Here is a 15311-nt window from a genome sequence, read left to right on the forward strand (position 1 = left end):
GAAAGCACGATGACAGAGGACCTCTCACCGGCCGAGCGGTATGCGGCGGCGCGCAAGCGCGCTGCCGAGCAGGCCACCGCGCTCGCGTCCTTCCGCGAGATGTACGAATTCGGCCTCGACCCCTTCCAGATCGAGGCCTGCCAGGCGCTGGAGGCGGGCAAGGGCGTGCTCGTGGCCGCCCCCACGGGCTCGGGCAAGACGATCGTCGGCGAGTTCGCCGTGCACCTCGCGCTCCGCCAGGGCAAGAAGTGCTTCTACACCACGCCCATCAAGGCGCTCTCCAACCAGAAGTACGCCGACCTCTCCAAGAGATACGGCGCGGACAAGGTCGGCCTGCTCACCGGCGACAACAGCGTCAACAGCGATGCCCCGGTGGTCGTCATGACCACCGAAGTCCTGCGGAACATGCTGTATTCGGGCTCGCAGTCGCTGCTGAACCTCGGCTATGTGGTCATGGACGAGGTGCACTACCTCTCGGACCGCTTCCGTGGCGCCGTCTGGGAGGAAGTGATCATCCATCTCCAGGAGTCGGTGACGCTGGTCTCCCTGTCGGCCACCGTGTCGAACGCGGAGGAGTTCGGCGACTGGCTCGACACCGTCCGCGGCGACACCGAAGTGATCGTCTCCGAGCACCGGCCCGTGCCGCTCTTCCAGCACGTGCTGGCCGGCCGCCGGATGTACGACCTCTTCGAGGAGGGCGAGGGCCACAAGAAGGCGGTCAATCCGGACCTCACGCGCATGGCACGCATGGAGGCCAGCCGCTCGTACAACCCGCGCGACCGCCGCAAGGGCAAGATGATCCGCGAGGCCGACCGCGAGCGGGAGCGCCGCCAGCGGTCGCGGATCTGGACGCCGGGCCGCCCCGAGGTCATCGAGCGGCTCGACGCCGAGGGCCTGCTGCCCGCGATCACGTTCATCTTCAGCCGCGCGGCCTGCGAGGCCGCGGTGCAGCAGTGTATGTACGCGGGCCTCCGGCTGAACGACGACGAGGCGCGGATGACGGTCCGCGAGATCGTCGAGGAGCGCACGGCCTCCATTCCGAACGAGGACCTCCACGTCCTCGGCTACTACGAATGGCTGGAGGGGCTGGAGCGCGGCATCGCGGCGCACCACGCGGGCATGCTGCCCACCTTCAAGGAGGTCGTCGAGGAGCTGTTCGTGCGCGGCCTCGTCAAGGCCGTCTTCGCCACCGAGACCCTCGCCCTCGGCATCAACATGCCCGCGCGCAGCGTGGTCCTGGAGAAGCTCGTCAAGTGGAACGGCGAGCAGCACGCCGACATCACCCCGGGCGAGTACACACAGCTGACCGGTCGCGCCGGGCGCCGCGGCATCGACGTGGAGGGCCACGCGGTGGTGCTCTGGCAGCGCGCCATGAGCCCCGAGCACCTGGCGGGTCTCGCGGGCACCCGCACGTATCCGCTCCGCTCCAGCTTCAAGCCGTCGTACAACATGGCGGTGAACCTGGTCGAGCAGTTCGGGCGGCACCGCTCGCGCGAGCTCCTGGAGACGTCCTTCGCGCAGTTCCAGGCCGACAAGTCGGTCGTCGGGATCTCCCGTCAGGTGCAGAAGAACGAAGAGGGCCTGGAGGGCTACAAAGCCTCCATGACCTGCCACCTGGGCGACTTCGAGGAGTACGCGCGGCTGCGCCGCCGGCTGAAGGACCGCGAGACGGAGCTCGCCAAGCAGGGCGCGGCCCAGCGCAGGGCCGCTGCCGCCGCCGCGCTGGAGAAGCTGAAGCCGGGGGACGTCATCCACGTCCCCACGGGGAAGTACGCGGGCCTCGCGCTCGTCCTCGACCCGGGCCTGCCCGCCGGCCGGGCCAACGGCCACCGCGGCTTCGACCACGTGGACGGGCCGCGCCCGCTGGTGCTCACCGCCGAGCGGCAGGTCAAGCGGCTCGCGTCGATGGACTTCCCGGTGCCCGTCGAGGCCCTGGAGCGCATGCGCATCCCCAAGTCGTTCAACGCCCGCTCGCCGCAGTCCCGCCGCGACCTGGCGTCCGCGCTGCGCACCAAGGCCGGGCACATCGTCCCCGACCGGCACCGCAAGGGGCGCGCGGCGGCCGCGGACGACCAGGAGATCGCACGGCTGCGCACCGAGCTGCGCGCCCACCCCTGCCACGGCTGCGACGAGCGCGAGGACCACGCCCGCTGGGCCGAGAGGTACCACCGCCTCAAGCGCGACACCGCGCAGCTGGAGCGCCGCATCGAGGGGCGGACGAACACGATCGCCCGCACCTTCGACCGCATCGTCGCGCTCCTCACCGAGCTCGACTACCTCCGCGGTGACGAGGTCACCGAGCACGGCAAGCGGCTCGCCCGGTTGTACGGCGAGCTGGACCTGCTGGCCAGCGAATGCCTGCGTGCCCGCGTGTGGGAGGGGCTGAACCCGGCGGAACTGGCCGCGTGCGTCTCGGCGTTGGTGTACGAGTCGCGGATCGGTGACGACGCGCTCGCGCCCAAGCTGCCGTCCGGTGCGGCGAAGGCGGCGCTGGGCGAGATGGTGCGGATCTGGGGCCGCCTGGACGGTCTTGAGGAGGAGTTCAAGATCAGTCAGGCCGAGGGTGTGGGGCAGCGCGAGCCCGACCTCGGTTTCGCCTGGGCGGCGTACATGTGGGCGAACGACAAGGGCCTCGACGAGGTGCTGCGCGAGGCCGAGATGCCGGCCGGTGACTTCGTGCGCTGGTGCAAGCAGGTCATCGACGTCCTCGGCCAGATCTCCGCGGCGGCGCCGCGCGAGGGCAGCACGGTCGCGAGGAACGCCCGCAAGGCCGTCGACCAGCTCCTGCGCGGTGTCGTGGCGTACAGCTCGGTGGGCTGAGGCCGCGGCATCGGCTGAACACGGGCGCGTTCGTCGACCTGCCGGTCGGCGGACGCGCCCGTTCCGTATGCCCTTCCGGCGTTACTCCATGTGTTCGAAGGGTTGCGAGGCGTGCAAAAGGGGAGAGTGTATGCCCCTCGGCGAGCCCTTTGCAGGGGGTTGCCGAATATGACTCGGCGATGATTTCGGCGGACTAAGCTCGCCCGGAGCGCGGCGAGTTGAAACGAGTTGCGATACATTCGCGCGCTTGTTCCCAAATCTTCCGTTCGTTCGTTTCGTCATCCCCGAAAACATGTTCCGTCATCGTCCGAAGACGTCATATCCCCCAAGACGAGTGTTCAGAGGGCATACATGGTGAGTGTTCAATCGCCTCCCGGTGGCCGAGAAGTCCCTTACGCGCGCGTGTTGTTGTTGCCCGCCATGCTGATGGCGGCGGCGACCGGAGCCGCCGTCGCCTCGGTGGCGGCGCCGGCCAGGCCCGCCGTCGGCTGGTGCGGCGCCGTCGCGACCCTCATGGTCGTCGCGGTCGGCGCCGAGGCGGTACGCCGCGGCAGGACCGTCCGGAGGCAGCGCACGCAGTACGCACAGCGACTCGCCAACCTCGAACGGCGCATCGCATCCCACGACGACGAGACCGTCCGCCTCGGCCGGGAGATCCTGCCCGACGCCGTCTGGCGGCTCCGGCAGGGCGAAGCGCCCGCGGAAGTGATCCGCAACGTCGTCGACAAGAGCGAGGCCTACCGCGAACTCCCCGACTCGCAGCGGGACTTGCTCCGCTCCGTCCTCGACACCCTGGACCACGAGGAAGCGATGCGCGAGTCCGCGCAGCGCGCCTTCGTCAACATCGCCCGGCGCGTCCAGTCGATCGTCCACCAGCAGGCCGCCGAACTGCGCGAGATGGAGGAGTTCCACGGCCGCAACCCCGAGGTCTTCGACGACCTCCTGCGCATCGACCACGGCACCGCCCTGATCGGCCGGCTCGCCGACTCCATCGCGGTGCTCGGCGGCGCCCGCCCCGGCCGCCAGTGGCCCAAGCCCGTACCGCTGTTCAGCGTGCTGCGCGGCGCGATGTCCCGGATCCTCGACTACCCGCGCGTCGAACTGCACTCCATCGCCGACGTCGCCATCCACGGCACGTCCGTCGAGCCCCTCATCCACGCCTGCGCCGAACTCCTCGACAACGCCACCCGGTACTCGCCCCCGCAGACCAAGGTGCACGTCACCGCCGTCGAGGTGCAGACCGGCATCGCCGTCGAGATCGAGGACGGCGGTGTCAGCCTCAGCGAGGAGGCGCGGGCCCGGGCCGAGCGCATGCTGGCCCAGGCACAGGCCGGCATCGACCTCAACGACCTCGGTGAGACGCCCCGCCTCGGCATGGCCGTCGTCGGCCGCCTCTCGCAGATGTACAACCTCCAGGTCTCCCTGCGGCAGTCCGCGTACGGCGGGGTCCGCGCGGTGCTCATCGTGCCGCGCGAGATGATGACCACTGGGCCCGCGCCCGGCCTCGCCCACGGCATCGGCGCCTCCGCCGTGCCGCGCGTGGACAACGCCGGACGGACCATCGAGGAGCCCGCCCGCAACATCCGCCGCAAGAAGCCGCGCGTCGTCACCGCCGGCCCGCCGCTGCGCTCCCCGCTCACCGCGACCGCGACCGTGGAGGACGACGTCCCCGAGGTCACCGAGTGGACCTCCGGCGGCCTGCCGCAGCGCCGCAGCCGCGTCAAGATCTCCCTCAAGGAGCGGTACGCCCAGGAGGCCGAGGCCCAGCGGATCGCCGAGGCCCACGCCGCCGCCACCGCGCCGCCCCCGCCCGCGCCCAAGCGGGACGAGCCCGAACCGGGCCTGTGGATCGAGGCGTTCATGAAGGGCGTCAAGGGAGAGAACCAGCAGGACGGCTCCGACCCGGTGCCCCCGCAGAACAACCACGGCAGCGCCGACGAGAGGGACTGGCAGTGATCCAGCAACGCGCCAACTTCGACTGGATGCTGAAGGAACTCGCCGACGGGGTGCCGCAGACCCGGCAGATCGTGGTGCTCTCCGCCGACGGCCTGCGCATCGCGCGCTACGGCGGCGACCCCGACGCGGCCGACCGCATCGCCGCGGCCTGTGCGGGGCTGCAGTCCCTCGCCGCCGCCGTCGCCACCGAGATCCCGCACAGCGACGGCGGCATGAAGATGGTCATCATCGAGATCAACGGCGGCTACTTCTACCTGATGGCAGCGGGCGCGGGCGCCTACCTCGCCGTGCTCGCCGACGAGACCGTCGACGCGGGCCTCATCGGCACCCGCATGCGCGACCTCGTCGTCCGCATCGGGGCGCACCTGACGAGTCCGCCCAGGCGTGACGGGCAGGCCGTATGACTCCTCCGCAAGACTCCTCCCACGGCTCGGAGCGGGGCGCGGACCCGCCGGATCACGGCACGCCCCCGCAGCGGGAGCGCCGCGGCCCCGAGAACCCGGAGCGGCTGTACATCCTGACCGGCGAGGACTCCGAGCGGGCCCCGCTCGACCTCGTCACCCTGATCGTCGCGCAGGGCGAGGCGTCGCCCATGGCCCAGCCGGAGCACTCCGCGATCCTGCGGCTGTGCGCGACCCCGCTGTCCGTCGCCGAGCTCTCGGCCTACATGGCGCTGCCGTTCAGCGTCGTGACCGTCGTCCTGACGGAGTTACTGGCGACCGACCTCGTCCAGGCGCGCGCTCCCATCGTCCGCTCCGCGCTCCCCGACCGATCCCTCCTCGAAGCGGTGATGCATGGACTTCAGAAACTCTGAGACCACCGACACGATCTCCGGCCCGCGCAGCGAGGACGTGCTGCCGCACACCGCCACGGCCGCCGTGAAGGTCGTGATCGTGGGCGGCTTCGGGGTCGGCAAGACGACGATGGTCGGCTCGGTCAGCGAGATCCGCCCGCTGACCACCGAGGAGACCATGACCCAGGCGGGCATCGGGGTCGACGACAACTACGGCTCCGAGTCCAAGACGGCCACCACCGTGGCGATGGACTTCGGGCGCATCAGCATCTCCGAGGAGCTCGTCCTCTACCTCTTCGGCACCCCCGGCCAGGAACGCTTCTGGTTCCTGTGGAACGGCCTCTTCGAAGGCGCGCTCGGCGCGGTCGTGCTCATCGACACCCGCCGCCTCGAAGTCAGCTTCGACGTGATCGGCCGCCTGGAGGAGCGCGGCGTGCCGTTCGTCGTGGCCGTCAACGACTTCCCGGACGCGCCCGTCCACCCGGTCGAGACGCTCCGCAGGGCGCTCGACCTGGAACCGGCCGTGCCGATCATGGCGTGCGACGCCCGCCGCAGGGAGTCGAGCCGGGACGTCCTGATGACCCTGATGCGCTATCTCCACTCCCTGACGGTGACCCGCGTCTGACCGCGCCCGCACCCCGTATCCAGCAACCCGGAACCCTTCAGCGAAACCCGGAGCGACGACCGTGACGACTCCTGCCTCCCCCTCCTGGCCCGGCACCGACGACCCGACCGCCGGGCCGCCCGTCGGCTGTCCCGCCCACGGCCTCGGCCCCGGCGGCCTGCGCAGGCTGTACGGCCCCGAGGCGGACGCCGACCTCGCGGGCCTGTACGAGAAGCTGCGCGCCGAGCACGGCGCGGTGGCGCCCGTGCTGATCCACAACGACGTGCCGATGTGGGCGGTGCTCGGCCACAGCGAGAACCTCCACATGGTGCGGACCCCCTCGCAGTACACGCGCGACTCGCGCCGCTGGCGGGCGGTGCAGGACGGCTCGGCGGGACTCGACCACCCGCTCGCGCCCGTCTTCACCTGGCAGCCGATGTGCAGCTTCGTCGAGGGCGACGAGCACCAGCGGCTGCGTGGCGCGGTCACCGGCGCCATGTCGGGCATCGACCACCGCGGCATCCGCCGCTACATCAACCGCTACACCAACCACCTCCTCAACGACTTCTGCCAGGACGGCCGCGCCGACCTCGTCAGCCGGTTCGCCGAGCACCTGCCGATGATGGTGATGTGCCACGTCCTCGGCATGCCCGAGGAGTACAACGAGCGCATGGTGCAGTCCGCCCGCGACATGATCAAGGGCACCGACACCGCCATCGCCAGCAACGCGTACGTGATGGAGGTCCTGATGGGACTCGTGGCGCGGCGCCGCGCCAACCCCGAGGAGGACTTCACCAGCAACCTCATCGCGCATCCCGCGCAGCTCACCGACGACGAGGTCGGCGCCCACCTGCGCCTGGTGCTCATCGCCGCGTACGAGGCCACCGCCAACCTCATCGCGAACGTCCTGCGGATGGTCCTCACCGACCCGCGCTTCCGCGCCCAGCTCAGCGGCGGCCAGATGACGGTGCCCGAGGCGGTCGAGCAGTCCCTGTGGGACGAGCCGCCGTTCAGCGCGATGATCGGCTACTTCGCCAAGCAGGACACCCAGCTCGGCGGGCAGCGGATCCGGGCGGGCGACGGCCTGATCATGGGCATCGCGCCGGGCAACGTCGATCCGGTCGTACGGCCCGATCTCGCCGCCAACATGCAGGGCAACCGCTCGCACCTCGCGTTCGGCGGCGGGCCGCACGAGTGCCCGGGCCAGGACATCGGCCGCGCCATCGCGGACACGGGTGTCGACGCGCTCCTGATGCGGCTGCCGGACGTCGAACTGGACATCGACGAGAGCGAGTTGCGGTGGACGTCGACGATCATGTCCCGGCATCTGGTGGAGTTGCCGGTCAAGTTCGCGCCGCGGCCCCCACAGGACGTGACCGCCCGCCCCTCGGCGCAGGTGCCGACGCCGCGCAGGGACTGGCAGGTGTCGTCCCCGCCGCCGCGCAGGCCGGAGACCGCCGCCCCGGTCGCACAGCCGGCGGCCGCCGCCCAGGCCGCGAGCCCCGAGGCCGCCCGCCCCAAGGGCGCCTGGCAGCGCTTCCTCACCTGGTGGCGCGGCTACTGACGGCTGCTACCGCGCCCAGGTGTCGTACGCGGACCAGGCGCCCAGCGTCCGCCCGCTGACGAAGCGGTGCGCGACGCCCGTGACCGGATCCGTGAACTCCAGGGCGCGCGCCAGGAGTTGCAGGGGCCGCCGGAAGTCGTCCGGCGGCACGGGTCCGGCCACCACGGGGTAGACCGGGTCGCCGAGGATCGGCAGGCCCAACGCGTTCATGTGGACGCGGAGTTGGTGGGTGCGGCCGGTGTGCGGGGTGAGGCGGTAGCGGCCGAGACCGGCGCGGTGCTCGACGAGTTCGATCCGGCTCTCGCTGTTCGGCGGCGCGCCCGCCACCTCGTACGCCGCGATGATCCCGCGCTCCTTGACGATGTGGCTGCGCACGGTCCGCGGGAGCGGCACGTCCGGGTCGTACGGGGCCACGGCCTCGTACTCCTTCTGTACGCGGCGCTCGCTGAACAGCGTCTGGTACGCGCCGCGTTCCTCGGGTCGCACGGTGAACAGGAGCAGTCCGGCGGTCAGCCGGTCCAGGCGGTGCGCGGCGCCGAGTGTCGGGATGCCGAGTTCCTTGCGCAGCCGGGCGAGGGCGGTCTGGGTGACGTGGCTGCCGCGCGGCATCGTCGCGAGGAAGTGCGGCTTGTCGACGACGACGATGTGCTCGTCGCGGTGGACGACGTCGAGGGGGAACGGCACGGGGATTTCCGGGCGGAGGTCCCGGTGGAACCAGACGAAGGCTCCCGGCGCGTAGGGCGCGTCGGCGGGCACCGGGGTGCCGTCCGCGCCGACGATCCTGCCGTCCCGCAGCATCGCGTCGACGACACCCGGCCCGGCCGCGAGCCGCTCCACCAGGTGGTCGCGCACGGTGGGCCACGCTCCGTCGGCCGGCAGTCTGACCCGGGTGGGGTCGACGCCGTCGCGCTGGGGGAGCGGGGCGGGCGGGATGCGGGGCTTGCGTGTCATCAGGGGGTCAGCGTACGGGGCGGCGCACCGGGGGAGGACGGCGCAGGGCACGGGGGCGGGCGGTGGTGGCGGGGTGTGTTCGTGGGGCTGTGGGGGCGGATGGTGTGCGGGGCGCGCGGGTGCGGGACCCGGGGGCTCATGTGCGCCCCGGAAATCCACTGCCGCCACCTGGGCCCCGCTGGCACGATGCGCCCATGCCTTTCAAGATCTCCGACATCGTCGCGGCCGGCACGCTCGCCCGCCGTCCGCAGCCGACGCTTCCCGTCGCGGGGGGCGGCCTGGTCGTCCGTCCCTGGGAGACGGAGGACGCGCCCGCCGTGTACGAGGCGTTCCAGGACCCCGTGATGCAGCGCTGGCACGCGCGCGTGGCCGACTCCGAGAGCGAGGTGCGGGGCTGGATAGAGGGCTGGCGCAGGGCCTGGGCGGACGAGCGCGACGCGTACTGGGCGGTCGCCGACGCCGACACCGGCGAGGTCGTCGGCCGGGTCGCCCTGCGGTGCATCGTCCTCGGCGACGGCCAGGCGGAGGTCGCGTACTGGACGATGCCGTCGGCACGCGGCCGCGGCGTCGCCCCCCGCGCCGTCGCCACGCTCACGGACTGGGCCTTCGACGAAGTGGGCCTGCACCGCCTGGAGCTGACCCATTCGACGGCCAACGAGGCGTCCTGCCGCGTGGCCCTGAAGACGGGCTTCACACCGGAGGGCACGAAGCGGAGTGCACTGCTCCACGAGGACGGCTGGCACGACATGCATCTGCACGCCCGTATCAGGGATGACGGGCCCGTCGCCTTGGTGTGACGTGGGTCAGGCTTGGTGTGACGCGGGTCAGGCCGCCCGCTCCTGCTCCGCCTCCACCTGGGCGTTCCACTCGCGCTTGGAGGCCTGCCAGCCGTCCTCGTTGTGGCCGAGGCGCCAGTAGCCGGAGATGGAGAGCCGCTCGCGCGGCACCTCGCGTTCCACGCGGAGGTAGCGGCGCAGCTCCTTCACGAAGCCTGCCTCGCCGTGGACGAAGGCGTGGAGGTCGCCCTCGGGGAACTCCAGTGCGCGGACGGCCTCGACCAGGAGCCGGCCGACCGGGCGGTCGCCGCGGTGCAGCCAGACGATCTCCGCGTCCGTCGCGATCTTCTGCTCCTCCTCGGGGCCCTCGACCTCGATGAAGATGTGGGCGACGGCTCCCGGGGGCAGCGCCTCGGCCGCGGCGGCGATGGCGGGCAGGGCGCTCTCGTCGCCGGCGAGGAGGTGCCAGTCGGCGGCCGCGTCAGGGGCGTACCCGCCGCCGGGGCCGAGGAAGCGGACCGTGGCGCCCGGCTCGACGTCGCGCGCCCACGGTCCCGCGAGGCCCTCGTCGCCGTGGATGACGAAGTCGAGGGCCAGCTCGCGGGTCTCGGCGTCCCACCAGCGCACCGTGTACGTCCGCGTCACCGGCCACTGCTCGCGCGGGAACTCCTCGCGGATGCGCTGCATGTCGAAGGGTTCCGGGTAGGTGACGCCTTCGGCGTCGAAGAGCAGCTTCACGTAGTGGTCGGTGCACTCGCCCGCCGTGAACTCGGCGAGGCCCTCGCCGCCGAGGACCACGCGCTGCATGTGCGGGGTCAGCCGTTCCGTGCGCACGACCTGTGCGACGTGGGCCTTCGGTGCTTTGCGTGCCGGACGTTCTGCCATGGCGACGGCCTCCCCTGATCCACAATACTTAGGTTTACCTAAGCTAACACCTCAGGTGTGCAGGGTGGAGAGAAGCCGCGTCAGCGAGCCGCCGAGGCCCCAGCGGGCCGCCAGCTCGTCCAGGGCGGCGGGGTCGCGCGGCTCGCGGGGGAGCGCGAGGTCCACCTCCGGCAGGGGGACGTCGTGTGCCACCCGCACGACCTTCGGCGCGACCGCCACATACGCGCGGGACTCGTCGAGCCGCTTGCGCTGCGACGGCGTGAGCTTCGACTTCGGGTCGTCGACGGCGGTCATGATCCCGGCCAGGTCGCCGAACGCGTCCAGGAGCTTGGCCGCCGTCTTCTCGCCGATGCCGGGCACGCCGGGCAGGCCGTCGCTCGGGTCGCCGCGCAGCAGCGCCAGGTCCACATAGCCGGGACCGTCCACGCCGTACTTCTCGCGGAGCCACGCCTCGTCCGTCGTCTGGAGGGTGCCGACGCCCTTCAGGGGATAGAGGACGCGGATGCCGCGCTTGTCGTCCACCAGCTGATAGAGGTCGCGGTCGCCGGTGACGATGTCCACGGGGCCGGTGGCGCGGGCCGCGAAGGTGCCGATCACGTCGTCCGCCTCGTACGCCTCGACGCCGACGCGGGCGATGCCGAGCGCGTCGAGGACGGCCTCGATGACCGGCACCTGCGGGGCGAGGGTGTCGGGGGTCTCCTCGGCGTCCGGGCCCTGCGCGACCTCCTCGGCGACGCGGTGCGCCTTGTACGACGGGATGAGCTCGACGCGCCAGTGCGGGCGCCAGTCCGCGTCCATGCACGCGACCAGGTCGTCCGGCCGGTGGTCCTGGACGAGGCGGGTGATGAAGTCGAGCAATCCGCGCACGGCGTTGACCGGGGTGCCGTCCGGCGCCTTCACGGACTCCGGGACGCCGAAATAGGCCCGGAAGTAGAGGGACGCCGTGTCGAGGAGCATGAGCCGTCGAGTTCGCTGAGTCACATCGCGCATCATGCCGCACGGCACCGACAGCGCGACCGCGCAGCGTACGGAGCCCTCGGCCGCGCCGCCTCGATGAGACGGCCGCGTTGCGCATCGCGCCCCGCCGTGCCGAGAACGCAACGGATGTGAACTGGATCACTCCTTGGTTTGCTTCGCGTAAGTGGGGGCAGGGGCGCACCCGGAGCGAACCCGGTCGCGTATTCAACTTTTCGATCGGTAAGCGGGCAGATGTCGCATCGCTCCACGGCCCGCCGGCGGGGGAGGCGGGCCGTCTTGGTTCAACCCGAGAGGTGTATGTGTCCAGGCTGCAGGCCGAGCACTTGTACAAAGTGTTCGGCAGACGACCCGATGACGCGGTGGAGAAAATCCGCCACGGAGCCGACCGAGAGGAGCTGCGCGCCGACGGCACCACCGCCGCCGTGATCGACGCCTCCTTCGAGGTCGAGCCGGGCCAGATCTTCGTCGTCATGGGTCTCTCGGGATCCGGCAAGTCCACGTTGCTGCGCATGCTCAACGGACTGTCGGAGCCGACGGCCGGTCACGTCCGCTTCGACGGTCAGGACCTGACCGAACTGAGCGCCCGCCAGATGCGGGAGGTGCGCTCCAAGAAGATCAGCATGGTCTTCCAGCACTTCGCGCTCTTCCCGCACCGCAGCGTTCTGGAGAACGCCGGCTACGGCCTCGAGGTGCAGGGCGTCCCGCGCGCCGAGCGCGAGAAGCGCGCCACCGAGGCGCTGGAGCTCGCGGGCCTCAAGGGCTGGGAGAAGTCCTGGCCCGACGAGCTGTCCGGCGGCATGCAGCAGCGCGTGGGCCTGGCCCGCGCGCTCGCCACCGACGCCGATCTGCTCCTCATGGACGAGTCGTTCAGCGCGCTCGACCCGCTGATCCGCCGCGACATGCAGGACCAGCTCCTGGTGCTCCAGAAGCGGCTGAAGAAGACCATCGTCTTCATCACCCACGACCTCAACGAGGCCATGCGCCTGGGCGACCAGATAGCCGTCATGCGCGACGGCCGCATCGTCCAGATCGGCACCGCCGAGGACATCCTCGTCACCCCGGCCAACGACTACGTCGCCGCGTTCACGCAGGACGTCGACCGCTCCCGCGTGCTCACGGCGGGCGCGATCATGGCCGACCCCGACGAGGACTTCGTGCTGGCCGACGCCCCCGCGACGGTCACCGAGGACACCCCGATCATCGAACTGTTCACGCCCTGCTCCACCAGCGGTGTGGCGGTCGCCGTGACCGATGCCGACGGCAAGCTCGTCGGCGTCGTGCCGCGGGCGCGGCTGCTGGCCGTCCTCGGCGAGCCGATGGCCCCCGAGGACGAGCCGCAGGAGAGCAAGAAGGTGGTCAGCGGTGCCTAGGATTCCCTTCGGTGAGTGGGTCAACGACACCGTTGACTGGCTCCTCAGCCACATGTCCTGGCTGTTCGACTTCTTCAAGACCGTCTTCCAGGGCGCCTACGACGGCATAGCCGATGTGCTCCAGGCGCCCGAGCCGCTGCTGCTCGCGGGCATCTTCGCCGTCATCGCGTTCTGGCTGCGCGGCGTGGTCGCCGGTGTGCTGACCTTCGCGGGCTTCGCTTTCATCGTCTCGCTGGAGCTGTGGGACCACGCGATGATGACGCTGGCCCTGGTGCTCGTCTCGACGATCATCGCGCTGGTCATCTCCGTGCCCGTGGGCATCTGGGCGGCGCGGTCCAGCACGGTCAGCGGCATCGTCCGCCCGGTGCTCGACTTCATGCAGACGCTGCCGGCGATGATCTACCTCATCCCCGCCATCCTCTTCTTCGGGATGGGCGCCCCCGCGGGCATCGTCGCCACCCTGATCTTCGCCCTGGCCCCCGGCGTCCGCATGACGGAGCTGGGCATCCGCCAGGTCGACAAGGAACTGGTCGAGGCCGCCGACGCGTTCGGCACCACGCCGCGCAACATCCTGCTGCGCGTCCAGCTGCCCCTCGCCCTGCCCACGATCATGGCCGGCGTCAACCAGGTCATCATGCTGGGCCTGTCCATGGCCGCCATCGCGGGCATGGTCGGCACGGAGGGCCTGGGTGCCGACGTCAACGAATCCATCGGCCAGCTCAACGTGGGCCTCGGCTCCGAGGCGGGCATCGCCATCGTCATCCTGGCGATCTACCTGGACCGGATGACCGGCGCCCTCGGCACCCAGGTCTCCCCGCTGGGCCGGCGCGCCGTCGCGAAGCTGCGGGCCGCGCAGGGCCTGAACATCTGGACCTACCGTCCGCAGGCCGCCGTCGCGGTCGTCGGCGTGGTCGTCCTCGCCCTCATCGCGGGCGGCATGGGCATCTTCGGCGGCTCGAAGTCCGAGGACACCGCCACGGACGCGAAGAACGTCGGCCAGGGCAAGAAGCTCAACATCGGCTACATCCCCTGGGACGAGGGCGTCGCCTCCACCTTCCTCTGGAAGGAGATCCTGGAGCAGCGCGGCTTCAAGCCGCAGACCAAGCAGCTGGAGGCGGGCCCGCTCTACACCTCCCTGGCGCAGGGCAGCATCGACTTCCAGACCGACGCGTGGCTGCCGACGACGCACGCCGCGTACTGGAAGAAGTACGGCGACAAGCTGGAGGACATGGGCTCGTGGTTCGGCCCGACCTCGCTGGAGCTCTCCGTGCCCTCGTACGTGAAGGGCGTCGACTCGCTCGAGGACCTCAAGGGCAAGAGCGGCAAGTTCAAGGGCAAGATCGTCGGCATCGAGCCGAGCGCCGGCATGATGGGGCTCCTCAAGGACAAGGTCCTCAAGGAGTACGGCCTCGACAAGGAGTACAAGGTCGTCGACGGCTCCACGCCGGCGATGCTGGCCGAGCTGAAGCGCGCGTACGCCAAGAAGGAACCGATCGTCACCACGCTCTGGTCGCCGCACTGGGCGTACAGCGACTTCGACCTGAAGAAGCTCAAGGACGCGAAGGGCGCCTGGGGCAAGGGCGACGGCGTGCACTCGCTGGCGCGCAAGGGCTTCTCCGACGAGAACCCGCTGGTCGCCAAGTGGCTCAAGGACTTCAAGATGAGCGAGAAGCAGCTCACGGGTCTTGAGGCGGAGATCAACAAGGCGGGCAAGGGCAAGCAGCAGGAAGCCGTCCGTGCCTGGCTGAAGAAGAACCCCGGCGTCGTCGACAAGCTCGCCCCGCTGCCGGACGACTCCACGCCCGCCGAGGCGAAGCGTCCGCTGAACGCCGCGTACTTCGCGTGGGACGAGAACATCGCCGTCACCAATCTGTGGAAGCGCGTCCTGGAGAAGCGCGGCTACAAGATGAAGCTGACGCCGGCCGACGTCGGCCCGGTCTACACCGCCCTCGCCCAGGGCGACCTCGACCTGGACCTCGACGCCTGGCTGCCCACGGCCCAGAAGCAGTACTGGGACAAGAACAAGGCGAACCTCAAGGACCTCGGCTCCTGGTACAGCCCGACGTCGCTGGAGATCGCCGTCCCGTCCTACGTCAAGGACGTGAAGTCGCTCGAGGACCTCAAGGGCAAGGGTGGCAAGTTCAAGGGCAAGATCATCGGCATCGAGCCCGGCACGGGTGTGATGACGGCGCTCAAGGACAAGGTGCTCCCCGGCTACGGCCTCGACAAGGAGTACAAGATCGTCCCCGGGTCCACGCCGGCGATGCTCTCCGAGCTGAAGTCGGCCTACGCCAAGAAGGAGCCGGTGGCGGTCCTGCTCTGGTCGCCGCACTGGGCGTACAACGAGTACAAGCTCACCAAGCTGAAGGACCCCAAGGGCGGCTTCGGCAAGGGCGACACGATCCGCACCATCTCCAGCAAGAAGTTCCCCGAGCAGTACCCGCAGCTCACGAAGTGGCTGAAGGACTTCAAGATGAGCGAGCAGCAGCTGGCCAGCCTGGAGAACGAGATCAACAAGGCGGGCAAGGGCAATGAGCCCGAGGCCGTCGACGCCTGGCTGAAGAAGAACCCGGGATTCGAGCAGAAGATGACGGCAGCGAAGTAGAGCCGGAAC

Annotated in this window: 12 protein-coding genes; 9 read left to right on the forward strand and 3 right to left on the reverse strand. The window is 70.5% G+C overall.

Translation table 11 applies throughout. From position 1 onward, the window contains the following. Window positions 1–9: 9 nt before the first annotated feature. The 6 genes from ACZ7LU_RS26945 to ACZ7LU_RS26970 all read left to right on the forward strand — a co-directional run bounded on the left by ACZ7LU_RS26945 (window position 10) and on the right by ACZ7LU_RS26970 (window position 7737). Window positions 10–2820 carry a DEAD/DEAH box helicase gene (locus tag ACZ7LU_RS26945; RefSeq protein ID WP_471918243.1) on the forward strand — a complete coding sequence of 937 codons (2811 nt, stop codon included), beginning with the start codon at window positions 10–12 and terminating at the stop codon, window positions 2818–2820. 351 nt (window positions 2821–3171) lie between these two features. Next, window positions 3172–4776, forward strand: coding sequence for an ATP-binding protein (locus ACZ7LU_RS26950; protein WP_398311195.1), 1605 nt, complete (start codon window positions 3172–3174; stop codon window positions 4774–4776). Next, entirely contained in the window at window positions 4773–5180 is a 408-nt protein-coding gene (locus tag ACZ7LU_RS26955; RefSeq protein ID WP_055556816.1) for a roadblock/LC7 domain-containing protein, read from the forward strand. The genes ACZ7LU_RS26950 and ACZ7LU_RS26955 overlap by 4 nt, the downstream gene beginning before the upstream one ends. Further along, window positions 5177–5590 carry a DUF742 domain-containing protein gene (locus ACZ7LU_RS26960; RefSeq protein ID WP_398311191.1) on the forward strand — a complete coding sequence of 138 codons (414 nt, stop codon included), beginning with the start codon at window positions 5177–5179 and terminating at the stop codon, window positions 5588–5590. The genes ACZ7LU_RS26955 and ACZ7LU_RS26960 overlap by 4 nt, the downstream gene beginning before the upstream one ends. Then, window positions 5571–6194 carry a GTP-binding protein gene (locus ACZ7LU_RS26965; protein ID WP_398311188.1) on the forward strand — a complete coding sequence of 208 codons (624 nt, stop codon included), beginning with the start codon at window positions 5571–5573 and terminating at the stop codon, window positions 6192–6194. The genes ACZ7LU_RS26960 and ACZ7LU_RS26965 overlap by 20 nt, the downstream gene beginning before the upstream one ends. Window positions 6195–6255: 61 nt before the next feature. Continuing rightward, window positions 6256–7737 carry a cytochrome P450 gene (locus tag ACZ7LU_RS26970; RefSeq protein ID WP_471918244.1) on the forward strand — a complete coding sequence of 494 codons (1482 nt, stop codon included), beginning with the start codon at window positions 6256–6258 and terminating at the stop codon, window positions 7735–7737. A 6-nt stretch (window positions 7738–7743) separates the two neighbouring features. Here ACZ7LU_RS26970 and ACZ7LU_RS26975 read toward each other — a convergent pair whose 3' ends face one another. After that, the gene (locus tag ACZ7LU_RS26975; RefSeq protein ID WP_471918245.1) at window positions 7744–8688 is read right to left on the reverse strand and encodes an RluA family pseudouridine synthase; all 945 of its coding nucleotides are present in this window, start codon (window positions 8686–8688) and stop codon (window positions 7744–7746) included. Between the two features lie 194 nt (window positions 8689–8882). On the opposite strand from ACZ7LU_RS26975, the gene ACZ7LU_RS26980 reads away from it, so the two are divergent. Then, on the forward strand, window positions 8883–9485 hold the full coding sequence (locus ACZ7LU_RS26980; RefSeq protein ID WP_398311179.1) for a GNAT family N-acetyltransferase: 603 nt from the start codon (window positions 8883–8885) through the stop codon (window positions 9483–9485). Window positions 9486–9512: 27 nt separating this feature from the next. Here ACZ7LU_RS26980 and ACZ7LU_RS26985 read toward each other — a convergent pair whose 3' ends face one another. Both ACZ7LU_RS26985 and ACZ7LU_RS26990 read right to left on the reverse strand, forming a co-directional pair. Next, a complete protein-coding gene (locus ACZ7LU_RS26985; protein WP_471918246.1) occupies window positions 9513–10349 on the reverse strand; it encodes a siderophore-interacting protein in 837 nt (278 codons plus the stop codon). 51 nt (window positions 10350–10400) lie between these two features. Then, window positions 10401–11306 carry a 5'-3' exonuclease gene (locus ACZ7LU_RS26990; RefSeq protein ID WP_471918366.1) on the reverse strand — a complete coding sequence of 302 codons (906 nt, stop codon included), beginning with the start codon at window positions 11304–11306 and terminating at the stop codon, window positions 10401–10403. Between the two features lie 320 nt (window positions 11307–11626). Here ACZ7LU_RS26990 and ACZ7LU_RS26995 point away from each other — a divergent pair, with 320 nt between their 5' ends. Together ACZ7LU_RS26995 and ACZ7LU_RS27000 are read left to right on the forward strand one after the other, a co-directional pair. Continuing rightward, window positions 11627–12697, forward strand: coding sequence for a quaternary amine ABC transporter ATP-binding protein (locus ACZ7LU_RS26995; RefSeq protein WP_468092334.1), 1071 nt, complete (start codon window positions 11627–11629; stop codon window positions 12695–12697). Then, a complete protein-coding gene (locus ACZ7LU_RS27000) occupies window positions 12690–15302 on the forward strand; it encodes an ABC transporter permease/substrate binding protein (protein ID WP_471918247.1) in 2613 nt (870 codons plus the stop codon). Before ACZ7LU_RS26995 ends, ACZ7LU_RS27000 begins: the two co-directional genes overlap by 8 nt. The last annotated feature ends 9 nt before the right edge of the window (window positions 15303–15311 follow it).

The organism is Streptomyces sp. NPDC039462, from assembly GCF_055639375.1.